At 44.1% G+C, this 24,481-nt stretch carries 20 protein-coding genes and 1 tRNA gene; 11 read left to right on the plus strand and 10 right to left on the minus strand.

Annotation, left to right across the window (positions count from 1 at the left end):
• Positions 1-4 precede the first annotated feature (4 nt).
• A complete protein-coding gene (locus AC0L6N_RS13725; RefSeq protein ID WP_011575846.1) occupies positions 5-925 on the minus strand; it encodes a chemotaxis protein CheV in 921 nt (306 codons plus the stop codon).
• A 152-nt stretch (positions 926-1,077) separates the two neighbouring features.
• Here AC0L6N_RS13725 and flgA point away from each other — a divergent pair, with 152 nt between their 5' ends.
• The 3 genes from flgA (at position 1,078) to flgN (ending at position 2,715) form a co-directional block, all read left to right on the plus strand.
• Complete coding sequence (flgA, locus tag AC0L6N_RS13730; protein ID WP_473475249.1) at positions 1,078-1,788, plus strand: flagellar basal body P-ring formation chaperone FlgA; 711 nt, start codon at positions 1,078-1,080, stop codon at positions 1,786-1,788.
• Between the two features lie 128 nt (positions 1,789-1,916).
• A complete protein-coding gene (gene flgM / locus AC0L6N_RS13735; RefSeq protein ID WP_011575848.1) occupies positions 1,917-2,243 on the plus strand; it encodes a flagellar biosynthesis anti-sigma factor FlgM in 327 nt (108 codons plus the stop codon).
• 43 nt (positions 2,244-2,286) lie between these two features.
• Positions 2,287-2,715 (plus strand): flagellar export chaperone FlgN, encoded by a 429-nt coding sequence (gene flgN / locus AC0L6N_RS13740; RefSeq protein ID WP_473475250.1) that lies wholly within the window; start codon positions 2,287-2,289, stop codon positions 2,713-2,715.
• Between the two features lie 296 nt (positions 2,716-3,011).
• On the opposite strand, the gene AC0L6N_RS13745 is transcribed toward flgN, so the two are convergent.
• Positions 3,012-3,473 carry an LPP20 family lipoprotein gene (locus AC0L6N_RS13745; RefSeq protein ID WP_473475251.1) on the minus strand — a complete coding sequence of 154 codons (462 nt, stop codon included), beginning with the start codon at positions 3,471-3,473 and terminating at the stop codon, positions 3,012-3,014.
• Positions 3,474-3,758: 285 nt separating this feature from the next.
• Here AC0L6N_RS13745 and AC0L6N_RS13750 point away from each other — a divergent pair, with 285 nt between their 5' ends.
• Complete coding sequence (locus AC0L6N_RS13750; RefSeq protein WP_473475253.1) at positions 3,759-4,928, plus strand: flagella assembly protein FlgT; 1,170 nt, start codon at positions 3,759-3,761, stop codon at positions 4,926-4,928.
• Positions 4,929-4,977: 49 nt separating this feature from the next.
• Positions 4,978-5,052 (plus strand) — tRNA-Arg (locus AC0L6N_RS13755).
• Positions 5,053-5,298: 246 nt separating this feature from the next.
• Here the strand turns inward: AC0L6N_RS13755 and AC0L6N_RS13760 are convergent.
• On the minus strand, positions 5,299-6,255 hold the full coding sequence (locus AC0L6N_RS13760; protein ID WP_473475255.1) for a trypsin-like serine peptidase: 957 nt from the start codon (positions 6,253-6,255) through the stop codon (positions 5,299-5,301).
• A 616-nt stretch (positions 6,256-6,871) separates the two neighbouring features.
• Between AC0L6N_RS13760 and AC0L6N_RS13765 the strand changes: the two genes are divergently transcribed.
• Both AC0L6N_RS13765 and AC0L6N_RS13770 read left to right on the plus strand, forming a co-directional pair.
• Complete coding sequence (locus AC0L6N_RS13765; protein ID WP_473475257.1) at positions 6,872-9,088, plus strand: TonB-dependent receptor family protein; 2,217 nt, start codon at positions 6,872-6,874, stop codon at positions 9,086-9,088.
• 339 nt (positions 9,089-9,427) lie between these two features.
• Positions 9,428-10,204: a hypothetical protein gene (locus AC0L6N_RS13770; protein ID WP_473475259.1), complete on the plus strand. Its 777-nt coding sequence runs from the start codon at positions 9,428-9,430 to the stop codon at positions 10,202-10,204.
• Between the two features lie 118 nt (positions 10,205-10,322).
• Here the strand turns inward: AC0L6N_RS13770 and AC0L6N_RS13775 are convergent, their stop codons facing one another.
• On the minus strand, positions 10,323-12,224 hold the full coding sequence (locus tag AC0L6N_RS13775) for a M1 family metallopeptidase (protein WP_011575855.1): 1,902 nt from the start codon (positions 12,222-12,224) through the stop codon (positions 10,323-10,325).
• Positions 12,225-12,398: 174 nt separating this feature from the next.
• Between AC0L6N_RS13775 and smrA the strand changes: the two genes are divergently transcribed.
• Positions 12,399-12,983, plus strand: a complete 585-nt coding sequence (gene smrA / locus AC0L6N_RS13780) for a DNA endonuclease SmrA (protein WP_473475261.1) — start codon at positions 12,399-12,401, stop codon at positions 12,981-12,983.
• A 121-nt stretch (positions 12,984-13,104) separates the two neighbouring features.
• Here the strand turns inward: smrA and AC0L6N_RS13785 are convergent, their stop codons facing one another.
• Positions 13,105-13,275, minus strand: a complete 171-nt coding sequence (locus tag AC0L6N_RS13785) for a hypothetical protein (RefSeq protein WP_473475263.1) — start codon at positions 13,273-13,275, stop codon at positions 13,105-13,107.
• 344 nt (positions 13,276-13,619) lie between these two features.
• Entirely contained in the window at positions 13,620-17,507 is a 3,888-nt protein-coding gene (purL, locus tag AC0L6N_RS13790) for a phosphoribosylformylglycinamidine synthase (protein WP_473475265.1), read from the minus strand.
• 286 nt (positions 17,508-17,793) lie between these two features.
• Here purL and mltF point away from each other — a divergent pair, with 286 nt between their 5' ends.
• Positions 17,794-19,413, plus strand: coding sequence for a membrane-bound lytic murein transglycosylase MltF (gene mltF, locus AC0L6N_RS13795; RefSeq protein WP_473481336.1), 1,620 nt, complete (start codon positions 17,794-17,796; stop codon positions 19,411-19,413).
• 399 nt (positions 19,414-19,812) lie between these two features.
• Positions 19,813-19,971, plus strand: a complete 159-nt coding sequence (locus AC0L6N_RS13800; protein WP_006993095.1) for a hypothetical protein — start codon at positions 19,813-19,815, stop codon at positions 19,969-19,971.
• On the opposite strand, the gene tadA is transcribed toward AC0L6N_RS13800, so the two are convergent.
• On the minus strand, positions 19,968-20,456 hold the full coding sequence (tadA, locus tag AC0L6N_RS13805) for a tRNA adenosine(34) deaminase TadA (protein ID WP_473475266.1): 489 nt from the start codon (positions 20,454-20,456) through the stop codon (positions 19,968-19,970). The two genes, AC0L6N_RS13800 and tadA, sit on opposite strands and share 4 nt — an antisense overlap.
• A 206-nt stretch (positions 20,457-20,662) precedes the next feature.
• On the opposite strand from tadA, the gene AC0L6N_RS13810 reads away from it, so the two are divergent.
• Positions 20,663-20,896, plus strand: coding sequence for a hypothetical protein (locus AC0L6N_RS13810; RefSeq protein ID WP_473475268.1), 234 nt, complete (start codon positions 20,663-20,665; stop codon positions 20,894-20,896).
• 79 nt (positions 20,897-20,975) lie between these two features.
• Here the strand turns inward: AC0L6N_RS13810 and AC0L6N_RS13815 are convergent, their stop codons facing one another.
• The 3 genes from AC0L6N_RS13815 to guaA form a co-directional block, all read right to left on the minus strand.
• Positions 20,976-22,103: a 1-acyl-sn-glycerol-3-phosphate acyltransferase gene (locus tag AC0L6N_RS13815; protein WP_473475270.1), complete on the minus strand. Its 1,128-nt coding sequence runs from the start codon at positions 22,101-22,103 to the stop codon at positions 20,976-20,978.
• A gap of 137 nt (positions 22,104-22,240) precedes the next feature.
• Positions 22,241-22,774, minus strand: a complete 534-nt coding sequence (locus AC0L6N_RS13820; RefSeq protein ID WP_473475272.1) for a YaeQ family protein — start codon at positions 22,772-22,774, stop codon at positions 22,241-22,243.
• 74 nt (positions 22,775-22,848) lie between these two features.
• On the minus strand, positions 22,849-24,426 hold the full coding sequence (gene guaA / locus AC0L6N_RS13825; protein ID WP_033185988.1) for a glutamine-hydrolyzing GMP synthase: 1,578 nt from the start codon (positions 24,424-24,426) through the stop codon (positions 22,849-22,851).
• Between the last annotated feature and the right edge of the window lie 55 nt (positions 24,427-24,481).

Raw genomic sequence — 24,481 nt, forward strand, 5'->3', positions numbered from 1 at the left:
ACAGTTATTTGTTATCAAACCATTTTTGCACAGAGGTCACCAGTTCGTCGGGATGAAACTTAGCGATAAAATCATCGGCTCCAACCTTTTGCACCATCGCCTGGTTAAACACTCCGCTTAAAGATGTATGCAATACAACGTGCAAATCTTGTAAAGCTGGATTGTTTTTGATCTCAGCAGTTAGGGTATAGCCGTCCATTTCAGGCATTTCAATATCAGAGACTAAAATACCCACCTTGTCTGTGATGTTGCCTGTTTCCTCCGCCAGCTCTTTTAAACGATTCAAAGCTTCTAAACCGTTTTTAGCCATTTCTATTTCTAATCCTAATGTGGATAGAGCTTTTTTGACCTGGTTTCTCGCTACAGAAGAATCATCAGCAATAAAAATAATCTTCTCACGTTTGTTTTCAACCGAAATACTCGATACGTCATCGCTCACGTCAGTACTGATAGGTGAAATTTCATTTAGAATTTTCTCAACATCCAAGATCTCAATTAACTCTTCTTCGAACTCTGTCACCGCAGTCAAGTAACTCGCGCGGCCGCTACCTTTAGGTGGCGGCATGATCGCCTCCCAATTGGTATTAATGATGCGCTCTACTGCGCCGACTAAAAAGCCCTGCACTGAGCTATTGTATTCAGCGATAACGACAAAAGCAGAATTTAGGTCAATGATTGGCTTGCCACCAGTGGCCATGCTCATATCAATGACTGATATTGTTTGCCCACGAATGTGCGCTATACCGCGCACGTAGGAATTTAATTTTGGAATAGAGGTTAATTTGGGGCATTGCAGTACTTCTCGTACTTTAAACACATTAATACCAAATTTCTGCCGCCCATTTAATCTGAATAGCAATAACTCTAAGCGATTTTGCCCAACCAATTGGGTTCGCTGGTTAACTGAATTCATTATTTCAGACATGTAAAACTCCATAAAAATAAAAATCGGCGTAATAGTTGCTTTTAACCCTATATCGCGGCAAGTACTTCGCTTATTGTGCTAAATCGTCTATTTTTTGACGCTGTGCACAGTCTGTATTTGCCTAAGCATAGACAAATTGGTCTCAAGTGAAAATGAATAATAACGTTATTTATAAGGTGTTTGCCGCCATTACCATACTGCCGTTCATTCATACTGCAGGCTTTGCGAGTACAAATACCCATCAAGCACGTTCAGCACAACTGATTGAAGGCGCTGAACAGTATGTATCGTCCCAAATCAGTTCATCGGCTAATACCCAGCTTAACATTAGCACTGCCGACATTGATCAAAGAGTAAACTTGCCATCGTGCCCCACTCCAATTGTATACAGTGCCAGTTTGGAATCACTCCAACAGAGCAATGTAGCGGTGAAAGCGCTGTGCAGTTCAACTAATTGGTACATGTATTTAATGGTCAATGTGAAACAAATGCAGCCGGTTGTGGTTATTTCTAACGCTGTCAGTCCTGGCACTATATTGAATCAAAGTAACATCGAGCTAATCAACATGAACCGTGCGCTTCTTAGACGCACTACTTTTTCAAATGTGGATGATGTGATGGGTGCACGCATCAAACGTCGCGTTAGACCCGGGCAACCCATTACACCTAATAATTTATGTTTCGTGTGTAAGGGTGATACAATTATCATCAATGCTTCAAATTCCATGATGCAAGTTAAAGCAACGGGCGTAGCGATGCAAGATGGCAATATTGGTGACACCATAAGCGTGACGAATAGCCGTTCGAAAAAGCAAATCAATGCACGCGTTGCGAGTACCAGTGAAGTCGTTGTCGGCATATAAACCAAAGCAGCGATGCAGCAAGTTTTAAGAGCGTAAATAATGCAAAAATTGTGTAAGTCATCCTAAAGATATGCCCTAGGCTGCCGATACAATATTTGAGGAAAGTTTAAAAAGGTCAGGTAGTCATTATGTCTATTAACAACATTAACAACAATGGTCAAAAGCAAGTTATTGATAACCAAAAAGTTAATCAACAACAAACGCAAAACCAACAAGCGAATGAAGCTGCTGTAAAGAGCACGTCTTCGCAACCTGTGCGTCAAGATTCTGTTTCGTTAACTCAATCTGCACAGCAATTAGCCCAAGTGCAGAAGAAAAGCGCCGAAGCGCCAGTGAATCAGGAAAAAGTTGATCGTTTAAAGAAAGCGATTCAAAGTGGCGAGTACAGTGTAAATCCTGATAGTTTAGCGAAAAATATTGCATTGCAAGAATCAGAAATATTTGGCAGAAACTAGTATCGGCAGCATAATGATTGCCTACTAAAAAAGGGCAAAAAGAATGTCAGAGTTAATAAAAGCAATAACGAAACAGTTCGACCATCTAGAAAACCTCATTCAAGTGCTTGACTCTGAGCTACACCTCATTAGCACCAGAGACGCTGAAGCCCTCATCAATCTACTCAAGAAAAAAGAAGACTTGCTCACTTATATTCAAGAGCAGGACGACGCTATCAGTCGATCTTTTGACGTTACCTCTGAAGAAGAACGAACTGGCGAAGAAATTACAGCCATGTTTGAGCGCGCAAAACAGCTAGTGTCGGAATGTGAATATCGCACAAAAATAAATCAGACAGCGGTTGAACAAGGTCAACTCCGACTAGAACATTTACGCACATTGCTACTTGAGTCTCGCGCCAAAGAATCTATGACCTACGATAAAAGCGGCAAAGCACGAGGCGGCAAAAGTGGTAGAGGGATAAGCGCTTAAATTGCGCGTCATTTAGTTAAGCGCGGTTATTAACTTCGTTAGCGCTGCTTTTTATAGAATTACTCTAGACAAGGTTTATTAATAGCTCTTTCAATAACGATTTTAACACGCTCTTTTCTTCTACACCGTTTTATAACAGTGTAAAAACGAAAAGAGTCAGACTCTGATATAACTAATTTGTCATCAAGCAATTTACCTTAAAAAACTGCACATCTAACATTCATTCACGGCAACCTATTGCCGCCTAGCCAATTTAAGTAGCTCGTCGCACCCGTACCTTAGTGCTAACCTTACTTCTAATAGTAATGTACATCCTTTACTCGTTTTGGCCGCGCCGTTGAAAGGTAAATGTCATAAACACGTTTAAAGTCTAACTCTAGTTCTGTTGCATACAGATCGTCACCCACCGGGTAGCTTTTAATAACGCGAGCACCGCGAATAACTCCTTGAACTGAGCTCGACAAGCGCTCATCTGACAACAAAAAATTGGATAACGTTTGGCTACCGTCAACTTTTTGGCCATACACTTGCTCTGTGAGCTCGCGGTAGGCATCAAGTTTCGAGGCCTTGATCGCCATTAACATTTTTGTGGAGTCTGAATTGCCACGTTGTCCTTTAATTGGCGCATAACCAATGGCTAATAGCACTGGGTAATCTTGCGGCTCCACCACTTCCCATTCAACTTGTTTATCAAAGACTGATGAGCAGCCACCAAGCATTAGGCTCAAGCCCAATAAAGTCATACTTAATCTCTTCATAATCATTCCAGTGATGACGGACCTGCACCTCTAGGTAAGTGCTTTTATAGTCATTCATAGTTGTAACCTGATAAGTAGTAGCAAAAGCAAGCAAGAACCACACCTTTATTTACTAATGTATGACTAAAGAGAGATAACCAATGACACTTTTCAAAACTGCTTAATTTAGGTACGAAAAATGCTTTATTCAAATATATTGGGAAAATTGACAGTTCTATATTCTATTTCGTCATTTTTCAAAGAGTAAATGCACCCCCTTAGCCATCATCACAAGCGAGCCACACTATGCCAAAGCTAGGCGACATGCTAACCGTCTTATTAATCTGGGTTTTATTGGTACTCATCTCTTTGCCGATACCAACCAATGCAGCGTGGTTCGAGGCGACGGGCCAAGCAGTTATCAATAACGGTAATAAAGCCTTAGCCAAAAAACAGGCCACTCAAGAAGCCGTCAAACAGGCTTTAATGTTCGCGGGCGCATCCATTACCAGTGTACAGGCAATGTCAAATGGCTTACTGGAAAATGACCGATTCGAAATCCGCAGTGGCGGTGAGGTCAATGACTTAGCTTTGATCAGTGAAACTTACCACGATGATTATGTGACCATCGTCATTCGCGCAGACATCTTTGCTCAAAGAACACAATGTGATGCAGCGCAGTATAAAAAGCGCTTGGTCAGCACTTGGTTCCCTATTCGAGACCGCCAGCAAGGTATCACTGGCGGGTTAACAGAATTTGGCCAAACGGTCAGTGAGCTCTTTGAACAACAGTTTAACCAGACCAGTCGTTTCGCCCGTATGACTCAGCGCCAACCTTACTATTTATCACCACAAAGCCCTGACATACAAAGCGATATCATCACGCTTGCTCGTCAAACTGATAATCAATATGTATTGATTGGGGAAATCACCGAGTTATCCGTAGAGCGCTCATCCCGTAACGCGCTGCTATTTTGGCAGGACGCACCATTGTCTCGGAATTTTCGTTTAGAGCTATCTCTATACGACGGCAACAACGCTTCTTTACTCAAGCAAGAGCGCATGGCTATTAACACGCCGTGGGAATTCGAACTACACCAACAGGTCAGCCCATCCAGTCGGCAGTTATGGCAGTCGCAATTTGGCCAAGCCGTGACAGCAACCATCACCGAACAAGCATCATTAATAGATGAAGCCTTAGACTGCCTACCTACTTACGCTCGTGTTTTACAGGTCAGTAACGAGCAACTCACCATTAACATTGGCAAACAAGATGGTGTACAGATTGGTGATGAGTTAACCCTTTTCAAACATGCCCAATTTGTGGATGCTATCGGTAACCTTCATCAACAATTACAGCTTCATCCAAATCAAGTAAAAGTGATGCAAGTATACAATGAAACCGCAGTGCTAATGTCGACCTCAAGTGCCCCACTGGCTAACATTCAGCCAAACGATTTCGTTGCACGTCAGTAGCCCTTTCATTATGAGTGGTGCTGGGCAATAATAGCTGCACTTGAACGGCGTCCCCGTAGTTTAATGGATAAAACGAGCCCCTCCTAAGGGCTAGATCTTGGTTCGATTCCAGGTGGGGATACCAAATTAGTTTGAGATTGAATCACTTTTGCCGCCAAAATTTCTCACGACAATTCGCGTCCTAAATAGCAACCCATTTATCTTACAACTGGCTTTATCTACCTAGAAACCTTCTTTTTACTGGATGTATGCCCATAAGCATGTTTTGGGAAGCATAACTGGCGATGTGTTAATTGAATTAGATGGGTAAATAGCGAACAGACCACTTTGTTCAAATATGCCCAGGGGCTTGTGCCCCTAAGCATGACGTTTATGCGTCTTGTTCTCTAGCGTGACGCACGAGATTTGTCATCCAAGAACCTCCCGAGCACCAGTTTTCATCAGATGCTTCCGCTGATGCAACGGCAACGACATATGGCCCATCGTTCCAAAATGCAAACATAGGCCCACCCGAGTTACCCGGTGTTAAATCCGCGTGGGTGCTCATCGATCTACCTGGGCCGAGATCATACCAAGGCTCATCAAGTTTCTTATCCCTTTGATAAGTTGGGCGCAATGCACCGCCTATACTTCCAGGATAACCGATGTTGAACCAATAGGGTTCGCCATCCCATGAACTGTTGTATGTCCGAGTTCCCATCCAACCAAATAAATCACCGATCCTATCACTCGTCACTAACACGGCATAATCTTCATCAACCTCAAACCAACTGACAGTACGTCCAGTAATTTTGGTGTAAAACCAAACTCTTGATATAGATGTGCTTGCTCTAAGAGAGCCGGCAGACCTATGTACTTCAACCGTGCCAGCCCCATTTGAACTCCAATCAACTACGTGACTTGCCGTTAACACATGCCGAGGACCTACAATAACGCCAGACCCACTCCCAGCTGAAGTAACGACTTTACAAATGGTTCCCCATGGATAGCTCGTGTCATTGTATATTCTGCGGTCTTCTGCGTTAAAAACCGTTAATGGCGATAAGTCTTTGCCATTGAGAGATACCCGCGTGGGCTTAGCTAGCTTTGCTTTGCAAGGCTTTGGGCTGGTGCCGAACCACTTAGGTATCATTGGGATGGTTGGTTTATTGTCAGCATCTTGGATACTTTTATGCTCGACGCTCTTCAGTTTGTAACTCTTTAACTCAGGCAGGAGCATCGACTGCAGCTCCTTGGGAATTTTACCTTTCGAACTTCTAGCAAAAAATTTAGCCACTTGATCGTAGGCTAAGGGGGATTCAACATCTTTTTCATTTCCATTAGTCATTAGAATTTCCTTTTAAAAATAATTAATGTTTATCAGTAACCTTTACTAAATGATTACTACGATAAGCATAGTCGCTGCTCAGTATTGACGCGAACCGCATAGAATTTTCTTACCCAAATGGGAGGGAAACAAACAAGAGATTAAGCTCCTAATCAGCTAATTTAATATCGAAATAGACAATTCAAACCTAGGCACGCCCGGACAAAATCTTGCAATATAGCTAAAAACAACATAAGTGGAAGCGGCTCTGGCCTTCTTATTTGGAAAGAAATAACTGCGATTGATGTAAAGCGTAGATGCGTGTCCGGCAGAGCCGGTTATTTCAACGACTGAACTTGAAGCAAGAAAACTGAGTGTGCTGGATGATAATCTTAATCGTCACAAAATTATCACGAAACATAGTTAATTCACTTCATTTGAACATTTAAACAACACGTCTCTTTAGCAGTAAAGTTTCTGCGATATATATCACTATTCGCTCATACCAGATGCTGCTCATCCCGCTTACAAGTATTGATAATAGTTTGCATTACCCTTTCTCTTTACATATTATCTTCGCGCCTTTTAACATGCTTGACACACAATCAACACAAAAGTAACGGATACCTAAACTAAAATGAAAAGAACGCTACTCGCTACCGCTGTCGCAACCACAATGTTTACCTCAGTTGCACAAGAAACACAGAACAATAATGCAATTGACACCGTTACTATTTACGGCAATCAACTTAAGGTCCAAGAAGCCACAGGTGCGGCTCAGTACATTGGTGAGCAAGACTTAGAGAAGTTCGCCTACACAGATATTCAACGCATTATTAGGCAAGCGCCGGGTGTGTCTTTGCAAGTAGAAGACGGTTACGGCTTACGCCCAAACATCAGTATCCGCGGTGTAGCGACTGAGCGAAGTGGCCGTATTACGTTATTAGAAGACAACGTTTTGATTGCTCCTGCACCCTACTCTGCCCCTTCAGCGTATTACTTCCCTACCGCTGGGAGAATGAGCGCTTTTGAAGTTGTTAAAGGCCCTGCGGCGATTACCCAAGGGCCCTATACTATAGGCGGGGCAATCAATATGATTTCAACACCTATCCCTAGCACTCAAAGCGGACAAGTCACATTGGAGGCAGGTCAAGATGCGACCTATCGTGCCCATGCCACAATAGGCGGTCAGAATGACAGTGGCTTCGGTTATTTACTTGAAGCGCACCAATGGCAATCCGATGGTTTTCAAGATATTGACCGCAGCAGCAACGACACAGGTTTAGATGTGACCGATGTCACCATGAAACTTGCCTATACACCAAGAGATTCACGCCATAGTGTAGAGCTTAAACTGCAGTACACAGAACAAGATTCAGAGCAAAGCTACTTAGGTTTGACGGATGCTGATTTTGCCAACAATGCACAGCGTCGCTACGGCTTATCGGCCCTAGACAACATCAGCACAGAACATACACAAGTGATGTTGAATTATGCGTTTGAAATCAATAAAGACTTACACTTCACGGCAGTTGCCTACAACAATACCCACGAACGTGATTGGTTTAAAACCGAAGGCATTGACTTAGACGGTAGCGAAAACGCCCAAGACTTCTCGCGTACCAGTTGGTCAGATGTCGTCAACGCTATCAATAACAATGAATCAATTGGTGATACCAGTGTCGCTATGCTCCAAGGTATTTTAGATGGCAGCATAGACACCGAAGTCGGGAGTATTCAATTGCGCTCTAACAGCCGAGAGTATTTTTCACGTGGTATCCAGTTTGGTTTGAACTGGAATAAGCAATTTGGTGAAGCCAAGCACCATATTGAGATGGGTGTGCGCCTACACGAAGATGAAGAGGACCGCCTACAGCGTAACAGTACGTATCAGCAAGTAGACGGCCAATTGTTATTAAGTGATTTAGGTGAGCTTGGCAACGCGGGCAATCGAGTACAGGATGCAGATGCATTAGCGCTGCACGTTTACGATCGGATTGAGCTCGGTGATTGGGTTTTCACGCCAGGTCTACGCTTCGAAGATATCAGCCAAAGCCGCACTCGTTACACGAATGGCGCTGAACGAGTATTTCGTGACGACAGAGAAAATGACACCACTGTCTTATTACCTGGCTTAGGCGTGCTGTACAAAGTCGATGGCAACCTAAACTTGATTGCTGGTGCTCATAAAGGATTCACTGCACCAAGTAACTCCCCAGGTGCGAAAGAAGAAGAAGCGGTTAACTACGAATTAGGCTTTCGTTACAACAATAACGCTTTGAACGCAGAGCTAGTCTACTTTTTAAGTGACTACGACAACATCGTAGGTGTGTGTACTGCATCTTCTGGCAGTAATTGTGAAATAGGTGACGCGTTCAATGGGGATGCTGCCACCGTACAAGGCATTGAATTCTTACTGAAAACTGAATTAGGCCAATTCAACGGCGTGCGCATTCCATTCAATATAACCTACAGCTACATCGACAGTGAATTTGATACGGACATTTCAGGCACTGACTTTTTTGGTGACGTTAATGCGGGCGACAGTATTCCTTATATTCCAGAAAACCAAGGGCAAATAACCATAGGGTTAGAAGGCGATAAATGGACGACTTACCTAAATGCCGTGTACGTAGACGGTGTTTGTACTCGTGCTTCGTGTGACGGTTTCGAGGTGACAGACAGTTCATTCATTCTTGACCTATCTGGCTCGTACAACGTAAGTAACGACTTACGTGTTTTCGCTCGTATTGAAAATCTAACCGACCAAGAAGACATTGTCAGCCGTCAACCTTATGGTGCTCGCCCTAACAAATCGCGTACGGCTTCTGTAGGCGTTACTTACAGCTTTTAATCGGAATTTGCAGTAACGTATTTAATCAACATAAGCTATATCGCACATCGCCTTACATTTGAAGTCAATCAAATCTAAGGCGGTGTTTTATTCTTTACGACCAGTATTTTTCTGTCGTCAACGTTCTTACCAACACTTCAAATAGCCACACCCTTTCCTTTTGAGCGTGCAAATGCATCAACTGCATCGTTCTTTGCCTCAAGAATTTGTTGCTAACCATGTCATCGAGCCTAAATTTTCGTTAAATCAAGCTCATAATCAATACTGACTTGGTAATTTATCTTGAATCAACGTTATAATCGAGCCAGTTGTAATTCGCTAGAGGATGTATACGAGTTTATGTCGAACGATAATAGTAAAGATGAAATGCCCTCCATGGTTTTGGATAAAGACGATGTGGAATCTTATCGTCGTAATCGTGGCCCTGCTCCATCGAAAAAGGAAAAATCATCTCCCACGGGTACTCCCAGTAAAGCGCCAAAAGCGAAAGGCTCTGGCCCTTCTTGGTTAGCGTTAACTTTTATTATTATTATTTTGGGTGCGGGAATTGGTTATACGGCCTACACCATTGAGCAACAAAAGCTAGTGATCATCGAAGCGCAAAAGCGCATCGGCGATTTGGAAAACCGGCTTTCCGCCACTGGTGAAGAGATGGACCAATCAGCGGTCGCTCTGCAAGTTAAAGTGGGTGAGCTGAGCAAAAAAACGCAAGATTTGTGGGAACAAATGGATAAGCTTTGGGCTTCCGCTTGGCGCAGAAACCAGTCTGAAATTAAAGATCTCGAAGCGAGTATGAAATCTCAAAAATCAGCCCTTGAACAGAGTATCAGTGCCGTAAAAGGTGAAACTGACGTGAACGCCACAACGGTAGGCTTATTGCAAGAACAGTTAGACAGCACTAACAATACGGCTAATCGCTTAGCACAGCTGTTAAACCAAGTAGAGCAAACCGGCATAGATACTGAACAGCAAGTAACCAGTTTGCGTGAAAAATTAATGTCCACTGTATTAGCCAGTAATGGTTTAACTGGTCGTATCGCTGAGCTAGAAAAATGGCGCAAAAACGCTGAGCAGCAATTGAAGGCCAGTAATCAACCTGCTGCTGCAACTCCCTAACACTTAACAATTGCTCTGAAATAACGCCTGACATGGATTCATGTTTACTTATATTAAAAAAGGAGACCTAGGTCTCCTTTTTTAATTGGATCGTTATCTTATCTACTCAACGAAATAACTATTCAACAAAACCTTCATTGGCTTTTACCGTTAACGGATGATAACCAGGTTTAGCTTCTGCGAAGGCTTTTTTCGCCAACACTTTACCTTTAGGCGTTTGCGACAGTGCCTTATAAATCGGTTTCACCAGCTTGTTACGGCCAATACTCACTAAATAACTATGCACCCGAGGCAGTGCTGGTTCATACCAATTTTCCACGGCCATTAACAACCAGCTATGGGCAATCTCATTGTTCTTACTTTGGGTTAAATCAAATGCCGCATCCAATTCAGCTAATTTATTTTGGCTAAGCGTGTCAGGCATGTTGTTCAGAAAATACAGCCACTGATGAACAACCCAATTCTTTGCGTCAATATCTTTGGCTTTTAACTCGCCACTGAGCCACTGATTGCGGGCATCATCGACAATTTTAAACGCATTTGAATGTGGCACAGGTGCGCCTTGCGGGATCCCCGGTTCGAATATCCATTGATGAATACGTTCCGGTGACAATTTATCAGCATAGTCTTTCAACAACGTATCGTTCAAATAGGCCATAAACTGGTCTGTGGTGATACTTTGAAACGCGAAATGTTCGAAATAATTTAGTAAAAATTGATCAAAATTATCGCGTCCGACTTTTTGCTCTAACTCCCTTAAAAACAACGCGCCTTTTTCATAAGGAATATTGCTAAACACCGCATCGGGATCTCGTCCTCGAAGATCGATAGCAAGTATTTGATCATCTGCAGGTAAGCTATCAATATCGGCTTGTAAGTCTTGGCGACCTAATACTGCTTCCATGTTGTATCTATCATCGCCATACACCATTTGCATGATGCGGTAAGTTAAATACGTAGTGAATCCTTCGTTCAACCATAGGTCACGCCACGTCGCATTTGTGACTGTGTTGCCAGACCATGAATGTGCTAATTCATGCGCAATCAATGACACTAGGCTTTTATCACCTGCAATCACCGTTGGCGTTATGAACGACAAGCGGGGATTTTCCATGCCGCCAAACGGGAAAGAAGGCGGCAATATTAATAAGTCGTAACGATCCCAGCGGTAAGGCCCGTACGTCTTTTCGGTCACCTCAAGCATGGATTCCGTGTCAGCAAATTCGTCAGCTGCTGCATCAAGTAACGCCGGCTCCGCATATACACCGGTGCGCTTACCCATAGGTTTAAATTTTAAATCCCCCACTGCCAACGCAATCAAATAGGCTGGGATTGGCTGGGGCATATCAAACTCGTATACACCGTCACGAACCGTATCAGGGTCATTCGAAGCGCTCATCACAGCTAGTAGCTCTTTTGGTGTATGCACAGTTGCGCTGTAAGTAACACGCACCTGAGGTGAGTCTTGTAATGGCATAAAGCTACGCGCATGAATCGCTTGAGACTGAGTAAACAAGAACGGATGCTGCTTACCTGCTGTTTGCGCAGGTGTTAACCATTGTACACCTGATGCTTGTGGTGAGGTTTGATATGAAACTGTGACTTTATCGACGCCTTCAGGCACGGTGATAGACAGAGGAGCGCCTAAAAAAGAATCTTCTTTCCCCAAAAAGTAAGGCACCGGCATGCCGTTTGCTGTTACCCCTTTAATGGTTAAATCTCGCGTATCTAAGACCAGCGTGTTGTTGCCTTCTTGCATACGTTTTACCGTTAACTCCACATCGCCTGTGATAACTTTTTTATCAAAGTTAACATCCAAGTCTAATGCTAAGTGGGTCACACTGATTTGCTCTGGGTTTGAAAATGAATGGTAGTCTTTACCTGATTCAATATTCACTGCGGCGTTGGTCAAAGTATCCGACGATGCAGGATGACTGGTTTGGTTAGTGTTGCCTTGTCCGGCACATCCGCCTAATGCAAAAATGGCAGATATGGTTGTCGCTAAAATGGCTGACTTCATTGTTGTTCCTGATGGTGAGTCCACCATAAATTGTGGCATATACCGACACCAAACAGAACCGTTAACCCACAGCTGAACAGTCAATATTTTGTAAATTGAAATTTCTTTGTTAACCCTTATATTAGTACGTGCAAGTGCGCGAAGTGCCCAACGCATAATCGAATGGAGAGCAGTATGTCATTTGACGAAGAATGCTTAGAAGATGATTTTTTATCGGCGATGAGTGGCGTCATACCATTAGGCCCAGATGATAGAGTCAGCACAACCCAAACTGAGAAAACCCTTGCCCAACAATTGAGGCGCAAGGCATTAGAGCAGCAACTCAATCGCGCGAACAATTTTTTATCCTCTGAAATTACCCAGATAGTAGCGCCAGATGACATGCTCAGCTTTAAGCAGGATGGTGTGCAAGAGGGAGTGTATAAAAATTTACGATTGGGTAAATACCCGATTGATGATGTGTTGAACCTGCACACTGGCAGTTTCGAAAAGTCTCGCCAGTTGTTGTTCGATGCCATCACGGCAAACCACGCTAAAGGCGTGCGGTGCATGCTCATCAAGCATGGCCGTGGTGAAAAAAGCAAACCCATAGCAGGTTACTTAAAGAGTGCCGTTAACCATTGGTTGTTGCAATTGCCCCAAGTGATTGCCTTTCACAGCGCACAAATTCACCATGGGGGAAGCGCCTCTGTCTATGCATTGCTGAAGAAAAGCGAACAGCAAAAAGACCTCAACAGGGAATTACATCGTAAAAAATAGCCGCTGTGAATGAATATATTCAAGCGTAAGATGCATGCATGAAAGAGGTACGTTATCTGGTTGCTTCGTAACGCTCAACACAGTTGATCAAGCACGGCAAAACTGAAAACTGTCAGTCCGTTTATTTTTCCGCTTGTTTTACCGCTAATATTGGGGCGCTTACATCATGCGGTATTGCATTCGTCGACACAGGTTGTGATTTTGCTGAAGCGCTAAATATAGCGGCTACAATGAGAAATACGACAGTTGCTAACACACCTGCCAAACCAAAACCTTTAGATGAACGATTCATATCAGTCTCTTATTATTTTATGGGGTACTTGCATCCTGCCCTAATATCTTAACATCCTTTTTACAAGCAGAATTGCAAAGTTCTGTCAAGAAACGAACGAATAATAATCAGCTTTGACTTAGGTTACAAGTTTTTATTAAGTAAAATCAGTAAATTGAAAGAATAAAAAAAATTTCTCTTTCGAAAACGTTTTGTTTATTTTTTAAACATTGATTGTTTTTTGCGACATAGAAACTAAACAAAAGTCGTAAACCTCTAATACCATAAAAGAAAATCAAAAAAGCCCCAAATCTGGGGCTCTCTTTATCGGGTGTAATATTTACCTAAGGACGCCTTCCCTTGGCTTATCCCAAATAAACACGGGCGTTTCTAAACATTCGCATCCACGGGCTATCTTCTTGCCAATCGTCCGGATGCCAAGAGTTTGCCACCGTTCTAAACACACGTTCAGGATGCGGCATCATGATGGTTGCGCGCCCATCCTTTGAAGTTAAACCTGAAATTCCCGCAGGAGAGCCATTCGGGTTCGCTGGATATTGCTCAGTAACCTTGCCGTAGTTATCAACATATTGCAGGGCAATAGTATTGCTATCTAGCGCAGTTTCTAAGCCAGAAGCTTGAGCAAATTCAGCACGCCCTTCGCCATGGGATACCGCAATTGGCATTTTTGAACCTTGCATGCCTTTGAAGAATATCGACGGGGAGTCTTTCACCTCGAGCATGGCAACACGGGCTTCAAAACGCTCGGATTGGTTAGTCACGAAATGGGGCCAATGTTCAGCCCCAGGGATTAGCGACTTAAGATTTGATAACATCTGACAGCCGTTACACACACCAAGGCTAAAGGTTTCGTTACGCTCGAAGAACGCTGAGAATTCATCACGCGCCATGGCGTTGAACAAAATTGACTTAGCCCAACCTTCACCAGCACCTAGTACATCACCATAAGAAAACCCACCACAGGCCACTAAACCTTGGAATTCACTAAGCGACACCCTACCGGCGAGTATGTCACTCATGTGCACATCCACTGAAGCAAAGCCTGCGCGGTCAAATGCAGCAGCCATTTCAACATGTGAGTTCACGCCCTGTTCACGCAATATCGCCATTTTAGGGGCGATACCTTTTGCGATATACGGCGCCGCAACATCTTCAGTGACATCGAAAGAAAGTGCAGCATGCAAACCAGGGTTATTTAGGTCGTTCTTGCTCGCCAGTTCTTGCTCTGCGCATTCTGGGTTGTCACGCAAACGCTGCATATGATGCGTAGTTTGCGCCCATGCGTTGCGATACACCCCGCGACTATTTTGTAGCACAGGCTCACCTTCGCGAGAAAAACGGATTTGGTCATCATCGGATAACGTTCCAATCACATGACTCACGCCCGATAGGCCATTGGCAGCTAATATTGCGTCGACTTGATTCAGTTTATCTGCATCAAACTGAATAACCGCACCTAATTCTTCGTTAAACAAGGCGCTAGCATTGTCACCGGTTAATGCGTCTAGCTTAATATCTAAGCCAGTATTACCGGCAAACGCCATTTCCACTAAGGTCGTAAACAAACCACCATCAGAACGGTCATGATAAGCATGTAATGCTTTTTCATTCACCAACTGTTGAATCGCTAAAAAGAAACCTTTGAGCAACTCAGGGGAATCGACATCTGGTGTTTTATCGCCCAACTGTTGATAAACCTGCGCTAAACAGGATGCCCCCAAACGATTTTGACCTGCCCCCAAATCGATTAACATCAGGCACGTATCACCTTTTGTTGTCAATTCTGGGGTCAAGGTTCTACGCACATCTTTCACCGCACCAAAAGCGGTGATCACCAATGACATAGGCGAAGTAACCGCCTTATCACCTTGCGCATCTTGCCACTGGGTTTTCATAGACATAGAGTCTTTACCCACTGGAATAGTCAATCCTAGGGCTGGGCATAACTCTTCACCAACCGCTTTGACCGCTTCGTAAAGGCCGGCATCTTCACCTGGGTGGCCTGCTGCGGCCATCCAGTTAGCTGATAATTTAATCCGTTTTAGGTCGCCAATATCGGCAGCGGCAATGTTAGTCAAGGCTTCGCCCACCGCTAATCGCGCAGATGCACCATAGTTTAATAATGCAGCCGGTGTGCGTTCGCCTAAAGACATCGCCTCACCTTGATATGTATCAAAAGCAGCAGCAGTGACGGCGACATCGGCCACAGGGATCTGCCAAGGACCAACCATTTGGTCACGATTGACCAAGCCCGTTACCGAACGATCGCCTATGGTGATCAAAAAGGTTTTCTCTGCCACCGCGGGCAAATGTAACAGGCGCAGTGCGGCTTCATCTAAATCGATATTGCTAACATCAAATGCGTTGCCCGTCAGCGCTTTTGATTGTACATCACGATGCATTTTAGGCGCTTTACCAAGCAAGACATCAAGGGGCATATCAATCGGTTTGTTATTGAAATGGCTGTCATCCAAGGTCAAGTGGCGGGCTTGTGTCGCCTCACCGACCACAGCAAACGGCGCACGTTCGCGGGCACAAATATCGGTAAAGGTGGCTAAATTTTCAGGGGCCACTGACATCACATAACGTTCTTGCGACTCGTTACACCATACCTCTAGCGGGGTCATACCGGGTTCATCGTTTGGTACGTTTCGCAAAGAAAAGACTGCACCACGCCCACCGTCGTTAACCAATTCAGGGAAAGCATTGGACAAACCACCAGCGCCCACATCGTGAATAAACTGAATTGGATTGTTTTCGCCTAGTTGCCAACATTTGTCGATTACTTCCTGACAACGTCGCTCCATTTCAGGGTTGTCACGTTGTACCGAGGCAAAGTCTAAATCTTCATTAGACTCACCCGATGCCATTGACGATGCTGCCCCGCCGCCTAGACCAATGTTCATGGCCGGGCCACCCAGAGCGATAAGCTTGGCCCCAACGGTGATTTCACCTTTTTGAGTATGTTGCTTACGAATATTGCCTAACCCACCCGCCAACATGATGGGTTTGTGATAACCGCGCACTTCTTCCCCATTGAAGCTGGTCACTTTTTGCTCGTAGGTACGGAAATAGCCAAGAATATTCGGGCGACCAAACTCGTTGTTGAAAGCTGCACCGCCCAGTGGGCCATTTTGCATAATATCGAAGGCCGTCACGATGCGCTCTGGCTTGCCATAATCGTTCTCCCAAGGTTGCTCAAACCCTGGAATACGCAAGTTAGATACAGAAAACCCGACTAAACCTGCTTTTGGTTTAGAGCCGCGACCTGTAGCACCTTCATCTCGAATTTCACCACCAGAGCCTGTTGCCGCACCACTGAAAGGGGCAATAGCAGTTGGGTGGTTATGGGTCTCGACTTTCATTAGAATATCGATGTCTTCATGGTGATAGCGATACTGGTTGTTGTCTGCTTGCGGGAAGAAACGCCCTGCGAAACTGCCTTCCATTACTGCGGCATTATCCGCGTAAGCAGAATGCACATAGTCTGGACACTTTTCGTAGGTATTCTTAATCATTTTGAACAATGATTTAGGCTGCGTCTGCCCATCGATCGTCCAATCAGCGTTAAAAATTTTATGGCGGCAATGTTCTGAGTTTGCCTGAGCAAACATGTAGAGTTCGATGTCGTTAGGGTTACGTCCCAACTTTTCGAAACTGCTAACCAAATAATCCACTTCATCTTCGGCTAAAGCCAAACCCAATCGCACATTGGCACTGACTAACTCTTCACGCCCGCCGCCTAACACATCGATAGACGTTAACGGCTTCGGTGCTTCGTGCTTAAACAAGATACTCGCGTCTTGTAAATCGCTGACCACGCTTTGAGTCATGCGATCATGCAGAACATTCTTTAGCTGAATAAGTTGAGTGTCATTTAGTGGGTCAACATCTACGTAAAATGCGCAGCCTCGTTCTAAACGCTCAACGTTATTAAGACCACAATTGTGCGCGATATCGGTGGCTTTTGATGACCAAGGGGAAATCGTTCCTGCTCGCGGTATGACCAATAACAGCAGCCCTTTATGCTGTTTCTCTTGAATTTTGGGGCCGTAGGTCAGAAGTTTATCCAATACCTGCTGGTCGTTCGCTTCTAGCGGCGCACTGACTTGAGCAAAATGCACAAATTCAGCAAACAAAGCGTGAACAGGTAAGTTGAGGGCCTCAATTGACTGCATGAGTTTTTTAGTACGAAATTCAGAAAGGGCTGGAGCGCCGCGAAGGACAAGCATAAAGGTAATCACCAAGTTGCAGGGCTCACCCACTTTCGTGATGGCAAACCGATTTTCGGGAAAATTTTAAGCGCAGGATTATATACTGATTTTCGTGTAATTGATAAGCGATTAACCCCTTGAATAAAGACTTTTATTAAATGATAAATATCTGGATGAATTCATCACTTTTGGTCACAATATCAATCGATGTTTTTTTAAGGGGTGTCGTATTTCTTTTCGTTGTTCTTTTCATCATTTTTTTTATCAACCTTTTCGTTATGGTTTCCTGCTTGCTGTTTCACTGATACTCAGCGCGTGCGATGAACCCAAAAAGCAAGATAGCTTACAACACGTGCTCGACACGGGCGTGTTACGCGTGGGTACGATTTACGGCTTAACGACCTATTACAATGGCCCTAATGGCCCTGAAGGGTTTGAATATGAGTTAGCAGCCGGTTTCGCTGAGTACCTCGGGGTAAAACTAGAAATATTTCCTTATTACACAGTCAATGAGCTTTTCCCTCAACTCGATAATGCCCATTTAGATGTGATTGCAGCAGGCATTAACGTTAGCCCAGAACGTTACGCTCAATATCGTTTTGGCCCTGCTTATCAGAATGTCAGCCAGAAATTAGTTTTCAAGCAAGGGGACGTGCGCCCTCGCGAATTAGACGATCTAACCGGTGATTTCATGGTCGTTGCTGGTAGTGGCCACAGTGAAACCTTGCGCAATTTTAAAGGGCAATACCCAGATTTAAGCTGGCAAGAAACCAACGATAAAGATTCAGAGGAACTACTTGAAGCAGTATTGGCGGACGAGCTGGACTACACAGTGGTCGATTCTAACATTTTGGCTTTGATGCGTCGTCGGTACCCTGAGCTAAGTATTGGGTTTTCTTTGAGCCAATCACAAGGGATTGCTTGGGCCACCAGCCAAAAAAGTGACGATGCGTTGCGTGCAGCTTTGATTGAATATTTTGGGAAAATTCATCAAAACGGTACCCTCGCCGCGTTAGAAGACAAACATTTCGGCCATGTTCGCCAATTCAACTACGTAGACACCCGTGATTTCATTCGCTCAGCCTCGAAGAAACTACCGAAATATCAGCCCTTATTTGAGCGATATGCCGATGATTTAGACTGGCGTTTGTTAGCCGCTTTGAGCTACCAAGAGAGCCACTGGAACCCCAAAGCAAAATCAGTCACAGGTGTTAGGGGCTTGATGATGCTCACCTTGAATACAGCGAAAGATTTGGGAGTAACGTCACGCCTCGATCCAGAACAAAGTATTCGCGGTGGCTCAGAATATTTATCAACCTTACTTACCCGCATTCCGGACCGCATTCCACACCCTGATAGATTATGGTTTGCGCTGGCCGCCTATAATGTCGGCTTGGGGCACTTAGAAGATGCTCGCGTGTTAACCGAACGCCAAGGGGGCAACCCGGATATGTGGGTTGATGTGAAAAAGCGCCTTCCCCAATTAAGGCAAAAGCGCTATTACAAGACTACGCGCTATGGATACGCTAGAGGTAACGAAGCCGTTATTTATGTGGATAATATTCGTCGCTACTATGACACCCTCGTTTGGCTCAATGAGCAGCAACCGGAGCTTCTACCTACGGAGCTTGATGAGACAGTTCTTGATGAGAAAGAGCTTGATGACACAGAACTAGACGGCGATACAGTCGATGAAACGGCAATAGAAGCCCTGCTAGACGATGACTCAACGTCAGAAAGAGGGTCGAGTGAGCGTAGCGAGGTAGGACAGACTGAAGCAAAAATCATAGAAACAACTGACGAAGCAAAAAATGAAAACGCTGATACAGAAGGCGCTGAGGACGTTGATGATACTGAAGATATTAACAGCGCTGAGGGCGCTATTAATGCTGAAGGCTCCGGCAACACAGAAAATGACCTATAATGTTTACCTTCTCGCTTGCCACGTTTAGTACTGGAGACGCTTTTATCGACTAAAACTCGAGGCTCTGCTCTATCTAAGTACACTTTATTTTACAACCTTACATCCCCTATTTTTACCTGTCATTTTTCATTCACAATCAACTGTTAGATTATGTTTTAGTGAACATTAATACTCTTTCCCGTGTCTATCATTAGTTAGGAAAGATCCAATTGGGTACTTTGACAGTAGAATCACAGTGTGAAACGTAAATTCACTGAAACATAAACGTTTAACCTTACTACCTTATAAAGAATGTTAAACAGCATTAGTGACAGAAATATTGCATGTTGAAACGCAAGAACACTGTCAATCTTGGTTTAAATGAAGAGAAGATAAAAGAAAAGACGAAAGGAAAAAAGAATGAAAAAAAGAGCCACTATCAACAATCGCAGTCGCGTTGCAAATACCAGCCGACGTCGTCAATTATTAAAGCGTGTACACAGCAAAGTCATCAGCCGCCGACAGCAGTACCAAATGACAGAATTGACTGAAGAATGGGCAACTGCGATAGCCAACTAAGCCTTTTTTTGTTTGTTGGCTTTAATTTGCGCACGGCGCTGACGAAAAAAAGCCGATATTGTTTCACCGCACTCCTCACCTAAAACACCACCTACTACCTCTACTTGATGGTTTAAACGCGTATCGTTAAGCACATCCATAATACTACCCGCGGCACCCGTCTTAGCATCATAAGCACCAAACACTAAACGCTTAATGCGACTGTGCACTAATAAACCCGCACACATAGTGCATGGTTCTAGCGTCACATATAGGGTGGTATCTATTAATCGATAGTTTTTAACATTGATGCCAGCTTGCCGTATCGCCAGCATCTCTGCATGAGCTGATGGGTCGTTGAGCGTGATAGACTGATTCCAACCTTCCCCAACGATTTGCTGATCTTTAACCAACACGGCACCTACGGGGATTTCTCCTGCCTGTGCTGCTTTACTTGCAAGACTTAGCGCGTGTCGCATCCAAAGTTGATCTTGTTCTAAACTCATCTTACTCTTAAATTTATTGTATGCAGGGACATGAAGTTGGTTAAATAGATTAAATATTTCGTCAAATTAACCAATCAAGACACTAATGATGCTCGCTATAAATCGCTAACCAACTGATAAAACTAGTTTTTTAATTTTGGTCAGCGAATTGCTTAGTACCATATAAATATGGATACTATTTTAACACATAGATTTGAGGAATAGACATGAACATCACTGCCGTTGCGATCGTTGCTATAGTTTGTTGGGCCATTGTTGAACTAACTAATGGAACAAAAACCAAGAAAAAAAATAAAGCCGCACTCGAACAAGATGCTGAATTAGCGAAGCAAGTGTCCAGTTTAAAAGAGCGCATTGAAACATTAGAAAAAATTGTAACCGATGAAAAATACGACTTACATCGTCAGTTCGATGATCTAAAGAAAGATAGAGTTGCCTGAGACCTAAAAAATCCGCTCAACGAAAAAGGGCCACCTCATATTGAGTTGGCCCTTTTTTTGTTGAGTCGTTATCCTGAACCTATTTGTGCGTAATAGGCACGGCATACATAGACAAGACTTTGCGTTTAATTTCTGCGGACTCTTCACTTAAACGCGAAGATAAATGTAATTTGGCTTCATCGACTTCGGCCTGAGTAAACGAGCCGTCATTCTCACTGTCACCTTCTCCCAACAATTCAACAGCCGCATCAGCGCTCGCAAAACGTTGGTAATTTTGTTTTATCTGACTATCAATTTGCTCTGCTACGGCTTTAGCACTTTCAAATTCAGCATCTAAAATCTTACCAAATGCAACATGCACATTACCTTTAAAACCTACTATTCCATCGACTATGCTGCGAATATCTTCGCTATCGGCTTTGTCGTAACTTCCTTCTACTTCTGTGGTGAGTAACTCTTTGGCTTTACTTAAATCACAAGGATCGAATTCATAAGAGATGGAGACAGGTACAATCCGCATGCTTCGGACATAATCTGCTAAAGATTGCTCTTTAGGTTTATTCAAACTAAGCATAGAGACAATAGCGGGATTCGTTGCATCCACACCATCCTTTGCTCGTCCTTCCCTTTGGGCAATCCAAATATGTTGGGCATCATTTTTTAAGGTATGAAAAATATATTCGCTGAGCAACTTAGCATCAGCCAGCTTTTGTCGCCTGTCTTTAGCGCTGCGATGTACGATAAAGCACTTATTCAAGCGGATTAGATCTGCTACCCAATCTTGCTTAAGGAGATTATCCCCCACGGCAATTCGAACCGTGTCTTGACCGCTTAAATGTAGTGACCAATTGACAAAGGCAGGATCTAAAGCGATATCACGGTGGTTACTAACAAAAATACACGGTTGGCTTAAATCCAACGCTTCAAGACCAGATACGCTGAAACTGTCCGTCGTTTGCTCGATCATGCGCTCCATATAGGGTTCGACCAAGACTTGAAAGTCGCGAAGACTTTTAATGTTGTTACGCCGCTTAGACAAATACCACCGAGTCACCGCTCTTAATAGCGGATAACAAATGCACGGCCAGGTAGAAAACCGAAAGGCAACTAAACTGTCCATGAGTTGTCGATTACGAATTAGCCGCTCCAGTACCTGGGGCAAATCGCAATCGTTGAATGGACGAATTGAGTCAAACTTTTCATTCATGAAGGAAAACTACTTACGGATAATAAACGGGCCAGCATTTTGCCTGCGAACAAGCAAATCAGCAAACCTAATTTGGTTAATATCGGCAGCAACGCCGCTGCTCCTACCTGTTGTTATGCCCTAAAAATGACAGTGTATTACGCCTGAAGTTCGCGACAAATAATGTCCACTTCACCATTTTGGGTAGTGATGTATGTCGAGTCACCTGTAATCGTGAACGACATATCACTGGTACGTGAAACCAGTTTAGCCAGCGCTTGAATATCCTCCCAAGGAAATTGATATACTTGTACAGGTAACGCCGAAAAGCTCGATTGGCTCTGTTGCCACCAAGTATCAGATTTGCTATTGAAACTATACACTTTGGTATTTTTGGCCATGCGACTGGCTTTTTTGATCCGCTCCTTGGCAGGCTCGCCCACGTCAATCCATAAATGTAATTGATCGTCTAGACCCCGCAACCAAATGTCCGGCTCTTCGACGGAGCTAAGTCCCTTGGTAAAGCTCAACAACTCATCGGCGTTTAGACAATGCGCAAGTACTCTGGCCATCATGCGTTCCACCGTTTCTGATGGATGTTGAGCCACAGTCAAATTAAGTGCGGTGTAATAGTCGCGATTAAGATCAGACAAAGAAATTTTGAATTTATAGATCGTTGGCTTTAACGCCATAATGGTTACTCAAAGTAAGATATTGAATACAAAATAAATAAGGCCAGCGATACTGGCCTTATTCACAAGAAAAGCTACTCCCACTCAATGGTAGCTGGAGGCTTTCCTGAGATGTCATAAACCACGCGCGAGATACCATCGATTTCATTGATAATACGGTTGGAGACTTTACCCAAAAATTCGTAAGGTAAATGGGCCCAATGCGCGGTCATAAAATCAATCGTCTCTACTGCACGCAATGAAACGACCCAATCGTATTTACGTGCATCGCCCATGACCCCTACTGACTTCACGGGCAGGAAAACCGTAAAGGCTTGACTCACTTTATTGTACAAGTCGTGCTTATGTAACTCATCAATAAAGATGGCATCAGCGCGGCGCAACAAGTCACAGTATTCTTTTTTCACTTCACCTAACACCCGAACACCTAACCCCGGCCCCGGGAATGGATGGCGATACAACATATCATAAGGCAAACCCAGCTCTAAGCCGATTTTGCGCACTTCGTCTTTAAACAATTCACGCAATGGCTCAACCAAGCCCATCGCCATATCGTCTGGTAAACCACCAACGTTATGGTGTGATTTAATCACGTGAGCTTTACCGGTAGCAGAGCCAGCTGACTCGATCACATCTGGGTAAATCGTACCTTGTGCCAACCACTTAGCATTTTTGAGCTTTTTCGATTCTTCATCGAACACTTCAACAAACACACGGCCTATTATCTTACGTTTCGCTTCAGGCTCATCCGTACCGGCCAATGCAGATAAGAAGCGCTCTTCTGCATCAATTTTGATGATATTAAGTCCAAAATGATCGCCGAACATGTCCATGACTTGCTGGCCTTCGTTTAACCGCAATAAGCCGTTATCCACAAATACACAAGTCAGGTTTTTGCCAATTGCTCGGTGCAACAGCATCGCCACAACTGATGAGTCAACACCACCAGACAAGCCTAGAATAACTTCGTCATCCCCGATTTGCTTCTTCATGCGCGCAACCGCGTCCTCGATGATTGCGCCAGGCGTCCAGAGCTTTTCGCATTGACAAATATCTAGCACGAAATGCGACAACATACGCTGCCCCTGACGAGTGTGCGTCACTTCTGGATGAAACTGCACACCGTAGAATTGCTTTTCTGGGTGTACGATCGCAGCAAATGGGCAACTATCGGTTTTCGCCGCGGTAATAAATCCGTCCGGTACCGCCGCCACTTTATCACCGTGGCTCATCCATACATCAAGCAACGCATTACCATTGGGACTAACATGGTCTTCGATATTATTCAGTAACGCCATTTGCTCAACCACTTCCACTTGAGCATAACCAAATTCGCGCATATCTGAACCTAATACGGCACCGCCTAACTGTTCGGCCATGGTTTGCATGCCGTAGCAAATACCAAATACGGGGACGCCCGCATCAAATACATATTGCGGCGCACGTGGCGAGTCTTTTGCGTGAACAGATTCGGGTCCACCTGATAAAATAATACCGTTTGGATTAAATTCACGAATTTGCTCTTCGGTTACATCCCATGCCCATAATTCACAGTACACCCCTATTTCGCGCACTCTACGTGCGATAAGTTGAGTGTACTGAGAGCCGAAGTCGAGAATGAGTATGCGTTGGTCGTGAATGTTTGTTGTCATCTTGGTACTCGTGTTATTAGCGCAGTGGCGATAAAAAAAGGCTGGTTAAAAACCA

This window comes from Paraglaciecola sp. G1-13, assembly GCF_055809255.1.